This is a genomic window from Hassallia byssoidea VB512170 (genome assembly GCF_000817785.2).
Classification (GTDB): domain Bacteria; phylum Cyanobacteriota; class Cyanobacteriia; order Cyanobacteriales; family Nostocaceae; genus Hassallia; species Hassallia carrinoi.
In genome coordinates this window covers 56714-68742 of the sequence record NZ_JTCM02000005.1, presented here as the reverse complement: position 1 = coordinate 68742, position 12029 = coordinate 56714, and the positions used below count along the sequence as shown (strand labels likewise).

The window sequence follows — 12029 nt, the reverse complement described above, 5'->3', positions numbered from 1 at the left end:
GTGCTTATCCGAACCGTATTGGGGGAGGAAAGAGGGATACATATTAGTGTGCTCGACATGGGCGGATAACGCAGACGCAAAGAAGTTGATGACAGACCGTTGTTGACTTCGATAAGTCTGCACCACAGTTAAAAGACTCGCAGTATCCTCAAATCTTGTTAGCGATGTTTGGTGACAAGCCTTTCCCTTGTCTTGGCAACCAACCGCTGACCGCTTAGCCAAATTATTATCTGGAGGAACCTTTGGATAGTCAAGAAAATACCATCACTGGTCAAACTTGTCCCGTGCTAACAAAGGTTTGGTATGTTTTCCTTTGCTACTGGCAGGTTTGCACTTCTTTTTTCTTACTGGTAACGGCACCGGTATTGGTATTGGTTCTGCAAACGATGAAGTTAATAGCTGATAATTTTCAAGCGAAAGTATCTTTTGTTCAATCCGAGTTGGGCGTGGGTTCTGTCTTTCTGGTAAAATTTGATTTAAGGGAAAACCACAAGCGCCAAGCTACTGGGAGATTTCCTGACTTTTACCCCTTAGTTTTATGAAACCTAATAATAATAAAAAAATATTGGATATAGCTGATACTGTGGTTGCTTGGTTTATCACAGGGTTATTGTTTTTTTTAGGAGTTGGTACTTTACCTGTTGCGGCTTCTAATTCTACAGGTTTAGCTAATTATAGTCCACAGTTTTATTATTTTTTACTTGCTGCTATTATTTGTCCAAAAACGCCACTGCCCGAATATCAAAAGCTATTATTCGTATTTGTAGCTTTTTTGTTTGGTATTTGGACAGGGCTACTTTAGTAGGGTTATTTTTTAACTTTCTATCTCGTAGTTAGATTTTATTTGCACGGGAAACTCAGCCTGCTGTTTTTCCTCCTTGCGTACTTGTTCCTCTTTAAATAAAACTTTAAAGCGCTCGAATTCCTCTTGAGTTAAGTTGTTGATGACAATACTATACTCCTGCTCATTAGAGTTTTTAGAGGCTAAAAGCGCTTCCCTAGCTTCTTCGTTCGTAGGAGAGTTACGGTCAAGGCTGAGAGTTTGATAATCTTTTTCCAGACGTAGAGAGGCAGTGTAATCCTGCCCCTCGTATACTATATTTTCTTTATCAGCTCTACCTAACTGAGCAAGGCGTTGTACTATTACAGGGATAACAAATTGTTGCACATTTACTGCATTTATAACAGCAACTTTCTTGCTTTCTTCTTTTAATTTTTCCCCATTATTGTTGCTATTATCGTATTTTTTCTCATCATCAAAAGTTGTACTATTTTGCTCTATCAGCTTCTCTGGTTGTTGATTGTGTAGTTGATCATCCTTCAATTCTCCTAATGCTAATTTATCTAACTCTTGAACTTGTTCGCTAATTTCCTTGCTAAATATAGTAAAGTTTTTTGCAGCATCTCTTTGTTCTTCGGCTGTAGGAGGATTGCGTCTTGCTGACTCAAAATTCTCTTTGGATATGTTTAACTCTTTAATGGCTTCGCGTGCTATGTATGCAATCATTGCCAACGAAACTTTTTCTTCTCTAGCTGCTTCTATCAAGGCGTTCATATTATTTCTCCACAAGTTCTTTTTTGACGTTATTTAGACTATTTTCAATGCGATAATTCATGAATCTAAAGTCCAGTAATGTTTCATTACTGATATTATTTCTCTGAGTTTTACCCCCTTTAACGTATAGTACTACATTATCATCTTTGTCTTTAATTAAATAAGTCTGCTCCTGAGCCTTAGTAGCTATCTGATAGTTTTTATAATTTTCCGTCTTTACACTCATGATGCCATTGATATCTTCAGTACCAACTGTTTTAACTATCCGTTGGGCAAGACTAGTTACCTCATTGATTTTTTCTAACTCTTTAATGTCTCTTGACATTGCCTTAAAGGCGTTTTCAAGGCTAACTCCCTCATTTATATACTCGCTTTTTACTGACTGAATTCTGTTAAGATATTTTTGTGATTTACCAAGCTTTTGAGCAGCTTCATACCAGTCATTAAGATTTTGGACGGTATTTTGTTTGATGCGTTCAAGTGTTGCATCCATAACTCCAACTTGTGACTTTGGTATTTTGGAAGTAAATGCTTGTTCGATATCCGTTTTTTGGGTAACCTCTTTGAGTGCTGCGGTAGTTGGTAATTTTTCCTTGGTTTCTATTTTTTCTTGAATGTTAATGTATGCTTGAGTTAGCGCTCTAATAAAGGGTGATTCTTGACCTTTGCCTTCCCAATAGTTGTTACCATTAGAGACGTAGTAGCTGCATTGGTCTAGCCATTGAGTACCTCCTCGTTCGGTTATTGCTTCAACAAGTTTGGGGTGTTGTTCAAGCTTTGCTTGTTGAATTTCTGCCATTAGCTGTATCCTGGGTTCTCCTAAAGGGACAGTTTCTTTGTAGGCGTAGAAAACTTGTTCGGCACAGAGGAAAGGTTCTCCTTGTGCTTTAGGTTGTGTGTAGGTTTCCGGACCGTATGTTCCGGCGGGCATTGCTTTATTGTCGCGGAACGACACAGGGTAATCGTTGACAATGGCGTTTACTTGTTTGGATTTGACAGTTGTGCTGGTAAGTGCAGCCCCTAGTGGGTCTTGACTGCGAGAGTTGAGGTTGATTCCTAGGGCTACTTCAGTTAAGCTTTTTGTCTTATTGGTCAAAGAAGAACTTGCACTTTGGTTATTTGTTTGTGCCGATCGCTCACGTTCGTATGCGAGTCCCATTTCTACGATTTGGGCGACGGCGACTTGCAGCCCTGGTGCTTTGCTTTCTCGGTTTCCGGCAACATTGAGGACTTGGATATTATTGAACTCAACAAAGTTACGGAGTTGTTCTGCGGCTTGTTGTGGTTGATTGAGAGTGGTTTGGAGGGTGACGTGTAGTATTGGCTTGCCCGTGGACTGAGCAACTTTTGCTGTAAGCCGGGAGCCTGGGCTGTTGACATCTCCAAAGATGGCTGTACCATCCGAATTTCTAATATTTTCGATGGTACGCTTATCGTATGTTTCGGCTGCGGTATTTCCTGGTTCTCCTTCTTTTAGACCATATTTTTGCAGTTCTTCTTTTTTAGAACCAGCTTCAGTTATGTAACCAGCAGCAGCGGTGCCTCCAGTGGGCAGTCCTAAAGAAGCTGCACCAATAAGTCCTCCCATGTCTGCCCCGGTTTGTCCACCACTAATAACTGTAATTTGCCTAAAAGCAATATTGCTAGATGAAGTTTCTTTTCGCTCCGCTTTTTGTTGTTCGGTAGGTGTAACTGTTTCCGACTCTGAAGGTTGCACTTGCGTCGTCAAACTCTTGGGGTTGTGTTGTTGAAAGGTTACGTCGGCTTCTTGTTTTGCTTCAACTACATTGCTGTACGCTTCGGTGAGGGCACGGATGAATGCTGATTCTTTACCCTTACCTTCCCACTGTTTATCTTGGGCGTTGGTAATATTGGTGAGGCAGTGCGTTGCTCTGGTCGAGAGAGTTGTAGCAACTGCCGTGCAGTTTTCTAGCCATTCGACTCCACCCCTTTTGGCGATCGCATCAATTAGCCGGGGGTGCTGTTCGAGTTTAGCCTGCAATACCTCTACCATCAGTTTGTACTCATCAGCTGAGGGATTTAACTGCTTCTGGTGATTGAATGCGTGTTCGGCAGATGCGTATGCTACACATAACGGCTTCTGCAAGTGGGTTTCTACCCCATAGCGTCCGGCTACAGCTTCTGGGTTGTTATTGATTGAAACTTGATAATCGTTTTGTAGCTTGCCTTGTTTTTTGGCGAGTGCAGTGGCATTGGCGAGTGCTGCTAAGAGTCCATCGTTGGAGTCGGGGCTGATATGGAGAGACGCGGCAGTTTGTTTTTGTACGGGTGGGAACGGCACAATCTTGCCGTTGACGTAATCGCCCAGCGGCTCCATGAATAACCCATATACCTTACTCTTGCTTGCCTGGGTTTGGGTAAGTTCTTTTGCTGAATGCTTCTCCCAATTTGCCCAAGCTTGTTGGTAGTCGGGATTTTGAATCATCTGGGAGGTAATCTCATACTGCTTGCCCACCCGGAAAGCTACTTGTGAGCCATTTTTACCAAGAGCTACCGCAATATCTCCCTCTTTAATGCCATAAGTTTTTTGGTAGTCTACCCCCCTAGTCGTGTGTATTCTACCCTGTCCACGCATGGCATCGATGGTCGTGCTTACTGGTACTTTATCAGGTTCGCCGTGCATGTGTAACGAGTAAACCATTGGTACTGGTTTTCCAGATATAGTGGGGTTTTCTGGAATCTGAGGATTGGCAGCGCGCGCTGTAGTTTGATTCCCAATGGCGATAAGTTCTTCTACACTTGGCTGCTTTGCAGAGGATGCGGGTGTGTTTTGAGTCGCTTCTTTTAGGGAGTTATAACTACGTTCTACTTTAATCACTCCCCCTGGTGTCCATTCGTTACCCTTGATAGTGAGGTCATTGTTACTTTGGACTACTGCACGGGGAGGTTGGTTGGAGGCGAGGAAGTTTTCAAATTTGGCGCGAACGCTATTTTCTTTGCTATGGTCGTTTTTAATTGACCATATGTTGATTGACCATCTCCCGGCTTCGGTGTTGATAGCAGCGTGTTCGTTTTTGCAGTTAAACCGTGTTACTGTACCCGATTCGAGTTTAAATTCTTGGTAAGTCGCGGCTGTATTTTCCTCCTTAGTCCATGCCATTTGTTCCTTAACAGCGCGATACCCCCACTCTGAATTTCCAATATTAATGCTGCGCGCTTCGACGGCGGCGTAGGAGTCATCGCGGTGGTAGCTGATCCCAGTTCCTGGTTGTTGTGAGTAGGTGACGAGTGCGATGTTGGCATCAGGGTATACCTGCTTGACGAGCTGCATTAGCGCATCGTCTTGTACTCCTGGTTTAAAGTCTTTGTCTTTTAAATCCCACTTTGCGCCTACCCATGCAACCTGTCGTCCGGGCGCGTAGTTCGATTTATCTTCCTCAAGTAAGGGTTTGAGGTGGCTTTCCAGGTGGTATTTGAGTGTTTCGACTTTTTCTGGACTAATTTTACCCAGGATTTCGATAGCTTTTGTTTGATCAGCTTGGTTTGAAGAAGGCAAGCTTATTAATTGATTTCCGTTTCCTGGTGTTTCTATAGTATTACCTAGTGGTTTACTGTTAGTTTGTCCCTGGGGTTGCTCACCGAAACTGAGATTCCGGGAAGTAGGCGCTTTCAGTGTAGCCTTAGCTTGTTGAAGTTTTAACGCTTCAACTTCCCGTTCGCGTTCAGCATTAAGAACGAACACTTGCTCTTTAAACCGGGTCATTGCGACATAGCGCAGTTGGTTGTGTTCTTTGATACCTCGTGTGCGCTCTTCTGGGTCTTGTTCTTGGAGAGCTAGTTTTAGGCGGTAGTTGATGTTAGTTTCATCAACTAGTCCTTTTTTGATAGTTTTACCTTGAGAGTTGTGAACTGTTATTGCGTAGGCTGGACGAATATCGCTATATTGTTTTTGAAAACTGACTGGAATGCTGAAATTTCTATCGCTTACGGGTTTTGCAAATTCTTGCTTCCATAAACGGTCTGCATCTTTCTTAAAATCTTCTTTACTTTCTTGGGCAATTACCTTAAATTCTACAACAAGGTTTTCTTCGTTATTACCCTGAAGCTTCCATACTTTATATTTTCCTTCTTGAATTTGTTCGGCTTCAGTGATTGTCATTTCTTCCGAGTTATGTAGGAGAACTTCTACAGTTTCCCCATTGTCTTTGGTCACTGATTCACGGGCAATAATCCGCATTCCTGATACATATTCCGGGCTATCTTTACCAAATAATTGTTCTTTGACTAAAGCGTTAATTTGATCTACACGATTGTTGGTGTAGGCGATAACTTTGATGCTGCTGTTATCTTGTTTAAACTCTTCAGAGGAGAATAGCTCGGTAACTTTATTTTTGAATTCTTCTTTAGAAACAGCAACAATAGTACCGTCGCTACAAGTGCGAATGGGTTCGGGATTGTCGGTATCGAGGTTGTTGCGGATTGTTTCGGCGGTTTTACCGATATCGCCACCGTAGCGCATAACTTCAGTTAAGTCAGCACAGTTTTCGATTTGGAATATTGGGCTTTCAGGTTCGCCGACTGGAGGAAGCTGGGCTTTGTCGCCCATGTAAATAACCTTTACGCCCTGTTTTGCGACTTCTTCAAGTTTTTCGTACAGCGCTTTATTGACCATCGACCCCTCATCAACGACGATGATGTCATACTTGAGGTGCTGGTTACTTCTTTCTTTTTTATCACAGTCGTAGTATACTTCGCCTGTGAGTTCGTTGTATTTTTCCTTGAGTCCAAGGAGCGAGTGCGTAGTTTTGGTTTCGGCTTGAATTCCTTGAGATTCAGCCATTTCACGCAATACTTTTACCGCGCTGTTGGTAGGTGCGGTGAAGCAAATTCTTGTCTGGTGTCCGCTTTGTTCGAGTGTTTTGAGCAGCTGTTGAATTACGTAGGTTTTTCCGGTTCCGGCGTAACCTGTTAACAGGAACTCATTGTCTTTGACATGACCGCTAACAGGTTGCTGAGAAAACGCAACCATTTTTACAAGCGCTGCTTTTTGTCCTGAGTTAAGTGAGTCAGTGCTATTTTGAAGTACTGTTTCAACCTGCTTTCTAGTTTCTGCTGCTTTGGCTTGGGATGCACTATTCTCCGCAAGTTTTTTCGTTGCGCTGCTAGCTTGTACAGCAATATCAGGTTGAGTTGATTTGACTTCTTCTTCAATTGGTTTTGCAGGAACAATTGGTATTGGTGTTTCTGACTGACTGAGTTCTTTTGGACGGTTAGGTAGTGCTTTGAGCGCTTGAAAGTATTCGCTGTCTGGTGAAGTTTGGTTTGATGGAAGGAGACTGTCTTGAGTTTCAAGTTTCTGATTGAGTTCTGCACTTAGTTGTTTGTAACGGTCAAAGCCATCAATTTCGCCAATGTTAATAACTTCCCCAATTAAAGCATTTAATTCTTGGCTTAGTTCTTCATTAGTTTCAGTTTTAGTGATAATAAATGTAGCTGTATTATTTTCAAGAAAGTAATTATTTTCAGCACTTTTGGATTCTAACCAATTAGTTACAGCAATCGCATCTTGTGCGGGTACGACTATTCCTATAGCCTCTTTAGTCTCTACTTGTGACCCATCTGCGGAACTATACTGTTGGTTTTGGTTGTAAAAATATACAGTTTGTTCGGGAATAATCGGGCTGGGTTGTGAGGGAGTAACTGCACTTTTGATATTTCCACCAGCGCGTTCAATAAACGTTTGTTTTAGCTCATCACTGATAGTACTTTCATCTAACATGAATACAGTCATGCCTTTTTTGGCTTCTAGCCTTGCTTGTGTTGCGGGAAGCTGTTCGTATGATACTCCTACTTTGTCTAAATACTTTTTTGTTCTTTCGGCTAATTTTTTATCAACTGCTAGTCCTACTAATCCTACTAATTTTTGTTCTTCATCTTGGAACATTATTGTAGGACGTTCGTTAATTTTACTAAGTATATGGTTACTTTTATCCTGCTGTTCGCTTCTGATAGGTTGCTCGTTACTTATAAGCTGACTGCGCTTAATCCACTGATCAGGATACTGTACTTTTTCCGGATTGATAGTTATCTTACAGGTACTTTCATTGCTAGTAATCTGTACGGGAATAGTTACTTTCGTCTGGTCTTCTCTAAGATATCCTCTATCAATTAGCTGTTGTATAACGCTGCTAGATGAATCCTGGCGATTGTATTGGCTGTAGCGTGAGTTATTATTAAAAGCGCGTTCTAAACGTTCCTTATGCTGCCCGATAATTCCCAGAGGTTGTTCTCCGATTTTAGCAATATAAACGTATTTTTTATCAAAAGCTTTAACGGATATATTTCTATATTCTTGATCGTTAATCTCTTTTTTTTTATACTTTTGATTGGTAAGATTTATCCGTAGCAGTTTTCCTTCAGGTGTTTTGCCGATAGCGTATGCGTTTTGACCTGTAGTAATAGATTGAATTTTAAGTTGTAATTGTTGACCTTCGCCTGGTTTTTCTTTTAACCACCCTTGATTAATAGCTTCTTTCAGGGAATCTTTATCGATGTTTCCTAGTTTTTCCTGCTTATTTCCTTCTTGAATGTATATAGTATAATCTTCACGAGTTAAGTTGACTCGTTCAATAGTTAAAGCAGCAACTTCATTATGAAATCTCCTATCCTTGAGTTCAAATCGGTTGGCTTCTCCCACTTTAAATGTAAATTCAGGTAATCCAGGGATTTTGGTAGTGACAGAATTAGTGTATATTTCTCCCTTCTCTATAATGGCGCTAGCAGTGGTATCGATAGGTAATCTTCCGCTATTACCTTCTATATTTCCAAAAGTCTGGTACTCTCCGTCCTCATTCTTGATTTCCACAACGCTTTTTCCAGCTTCTGTAATGTTGAAGCGAATTTCTTGCGTTTGATTTTGATTTTCTTCATAAAATACTTTACTATTCCGTTCAAATCCGGTAATTTTTACTTCAGTAAATTGTAAATTCTCAAGTTGATTAATAATTTCTTTAGGAAAAGTAGCAAAAGCAAAGTTCGATACTTTTTTCTGAGTGGTATCATTATTGCTACTTTCCCGAGTAGTTGATACTGCCCATGTGGCAGCCGCCATTGCTAATTTTTGGTCTGAGGGAATCGAATTATAAAACTCTTCTGCTGCTTGGTAAGCTTTTTGGTAGAGAAGTTTAATCTGTCCTTCACTTAGTTCAGGTTGGAAGGATATTTTGTTAGAGGTTACTTCTTGTCTAGGCGTAATTCCTATCTCTTCCAGTTTGTTTTCCTGCTCTTTAGCAAGCGTTCCTAATGCTCTAAACTTGGGTTTGCCATTCTCAGTTTCATCGTTGATTTGAGCATAGACAACATACTTATGCGGGCGGCTGCTGTTACGCTTTTCTTCTGATGTTTCTGATAGCTTGAACGTAATTTTATTAGCATTCCAGATGGACTCGCTATCATACTGTAGAAGGTTAGTAACACTTACTTGGTTGCCATTAGCAAGGGTAATTTTTGCAGAGGGTCCCTTTTCTGTTTCTTTTTGTCTAGATATTTGATTAGCAAGGGAGAACGATTCATCAAATTCTTTCTTTGCTACGCTGCATTGTAAGCGCTGTGAATTAGAAAATTCAACCCCTTTAAATAAATCTTGAAACTGGACGAGTTCGCGTGATTCGAGTCGAGCTTTCTCAAAATATTGATTAGTTTTAGCAATTAGTAACTCAACAGGTGAGTATCCAGTTGGTTTGATGGTTTCATCGACATAAACATCTTTTTTTTTATCTTTAATGTAGTTGACCTCCCGGTGGAGAATCCGACTGTTACTGCGGATAATCTCCATTTCGGGTTTTTTAGCACTTTTGAAGAGGTCAACCGCAATTTGGTTTTGAAATGCTGCTTCGGCAATCATTTCCCGGTACATTTTCGTGTTGACGCTCATTGCCTTCAAGGCATTGTCCTGAGTGAGGGGTTCCTGTAGGGCGTTTTGGACAAACTCTTCCATGTAGCCGCGATACTTTTCGGGAACCTCCTTACCTTCGATCCCCTTAGATTTTGCCCAGGCTTCTGTTTTGAATAAATCTTCGTAGTGTTTAGCTACAAGCTGTACGTACTCTACTTGGTCTTTCTCACTACCAAAGTTTTTCAGTATGGGAATTTCTGATTCTAACGCCTCGATTGAAGTAAGGTGATTGTTGATAACACCGACGCTCATGCCATCGCTCATGTGGATGGCGATTTCTTCAAACTCAGGCTGGCTACCGTCTTCCTGGTAGAAAGATTGTTTCTTGAGTTTAACAGTTGGGTCGTAAGCGTTCTGGGGTAGGTTGCGCTCAAGAGCCTCGGCTGTGAGGTTGGGATACTTGCAAGCTTGCTCGAACCCGATGCAGTCACCATCGTAATCGCGGGCTTGGCGTTCCTGTTCGGACTCTTGGGGAAGAATTTCTAGTTCGTATCCAGCAGACTGAAGTTCTGTAATATACTCATTAAACTTGTTGGTAAACTCTATTTTGTCCCTAGTTTCAAGCTTACCGATATTTTGGTCTAAGTAATTTTCAATACCTTTTAGTTGAAGACTTTTCCCTTGGGCTTCGGGAAGAATAGATTTAATTTGTGAGTTTAAGCGATTGTAAATGCGATCGCTTGTTTCATCCGAGACAGCGATAACACCCGCGAGGGGTTTCCCATCTGGTCCAAGTATGTCATCTACAACTTTGTTGGTTGAGACGCACAAACCATTTGAGTTGAGAAAGGGGGAGCGGAAGTTAAGGACTTGTTCTCCATCCTGGTAATGGGGGATGGAGATTTCGCCGTTTTGCAGGTGTTTGGAGGGAATGACCATTGCCCGCGAAAACGTGAGTGTTTTACCGATGGCAATTTCCTTCCACTCGTTTTGGACGAACCTAGCAAGTTCCCGCTGTACCTTCTCGGTTTCGAGAAGTTGTCCAACTCCAAGCAGATCAGCTTTGATGAGTTTGTAAATGAACGAGTCATTAGTAAGGCGATCGCCTACGGCGGGCGCTCCCGCGCCATCGCGCAGTGTTTCTAATTCTTCTGCTACTGTTGAATCGCTTTCGGCTTGTTCCTCAAGTGTGGTAGCTTGTTCCTCTAGAAAGGCTTTCCGCTTCTCGTACTTTTCGCAATAAAGTTGGGCAAGTTGTCGGGGATCGTCCTGTGCTTCTTTAAGTTTTTTAGCTTCAAGTTCTAACTGTTCGGTAAAGTCTTTTACTCCATTTGGGAAGGAGGCAAGCAGCTGCGAGATAGCTGTTTTCCCGAGTTCAGACTGGGATTTTTCCCCTAACCAAATATTTTGCTGATATAGCCCTGGTTGAATTTGAGGTTTGGTTGGGCCATTGGGGTTATCTTTATCGGTTCCTTTGAAAGCAGATATAGGAAGAATTAAGTCAACTTTAGTTTGGTTATTGGGGTTTTGATAGTTAAGGATTTGGTCAAGATTAGCTGGGCGTAGTGTACCCTTACCGAAGCGGTATTTTGTGTCATTTCCATCAAGGTCAGTCCAGCCGAAGCGGTGCTGGATGACGCGGTATTTATCACCTTCAAAGTGGTTGGTAAGTTCGTAATATAATTCTGTAGAGATTTGCCCGTAACAGTCGCCAGTTAGTCGATATGCCTGGTCATTGTTAATGATGCCGCCATTTTCACCATTACTGTCATCAACAATTAAGATGTTTAATTCTCGGTTGACGGCATTTTTGCACGCGCCAAGGAAGATAGAACCATAAGCGCCTCTATCTTTATTGTCTGGGCATAATTGTCTAATTGTGTCTAGACATTCCTCTGGTCCATATAATAACCGAGTTTTTGATGATAGTAATAATTTGTGTCTTTCAGGATGCTGTTCTAGCTGAAGAGCAGTAGACTTTTCGTCCATATGTCCGAACGAAAAGTTTACTCCTGGAAAGAAATGTTCTAGTAGGGTATTGTTAAGTTCTTCTTTTAAGAGTGAATTTGGGTTATTAGTATTACCATCGGTATGGATCCATTGATTTAATCTAGTATCAAAATGTTTAGCTTGAATAGTCATTTTTGAAATTATCAGTTAATTTAAATAAAAATTTATTAGTAAAATTATTAGTTAATTTAAATAAAAATCTATTAGCAGGATTTTACTTCTTATATTCTCAAAATACATCTAATAATTTTCTGATTTATGTATTTAAATTGTTTATTATAAAAGATACAGATTAAACCAGTATAAACGCTTAGAAGAGCAAATTTACGTCTTGACTATTTCTGGAATAAAGTAAAAATATACACCTGCTTTGGCAAAGGACTTAGTTTGGGCTGAAGCATTATTTTTTTCAAGTTGTTTGACGTGCGAATACTAATGGATATACAAGAGTTTGACTGTTGCGGTGCGGCAGGCTTTTGCCGATCAAGAGGGTTTATTTTAGTTAGTATCGGGCGTGTTGCGTTTTATTTTTCCACAGCAGCCCTTGGATTCTAGCTTGCGAAGGATTTAGGTTTTATCGACTAAGATGCGTAAAACCCGTGTTTATAG

At 41.1% G+C, this 12029-nt stretch carries 4 protein-coding genes; 2 read left to right on the top strand and 2 right to left on the bottom strand.

Translation table 11 applies throughout. The annotated features are described in order from the left end of the window. Window positions 1-242: 242 nt before the first annotated feature. Both PI95_RS35550 and PI95_RS03975 read left to right on the top strand, forming a co-directional pair. Window positions 243-542, top strand: a complete 300-nt coding sequence (locus PI95_RS35550) for a hypothetical protein (RefSeq protein WP_039744610.1) — start codon at window positions 243-245, stop codon at window positions 540-542. Further along, window positions 539-802: a hypothetical protein gene (locus PI95_RS03975; protein ID WP_039744608.1), complete on the top strand. Its 264-nt coding sequence runs from the start codon at window positions 539-541 to the stop codon at window positions 800-802. The genes PI95_RS35550 and PI95_RS03975 overlap by 4 nt, the downstream gene beginning before the upstream one ends. A 12-nt stretch (window positions 803-814) precedes the next feature. On the opposite strand, the gene PI95_RS03970 is transcribed toward PI95_RS03975, so the two are convergent. Continuing rightward, window positions 815-1555, bottom strand: coding sequence for a restriction endonuclease subunit S domain-containing protein (locus tag PI95_RS03970; RefSeq protein WP_039744607.1), 741 nt, complete (start codon window positions 1553-1555; stop codon window positions 815-817). A 1-nt stretch (window position 1556) separates the two neighbouring features. Then, a complete protein-coding gene (locus tag PI95_RS35545; protein ID WP_236116919.1) occupies window positions 1557-11552 on the bottom strand; it encodes a YpsA SLOG family protein in 9996 nt (3331 codons plus the stop codon). Window positions 11553-12029: the final 477 nt, after the last annotated feature.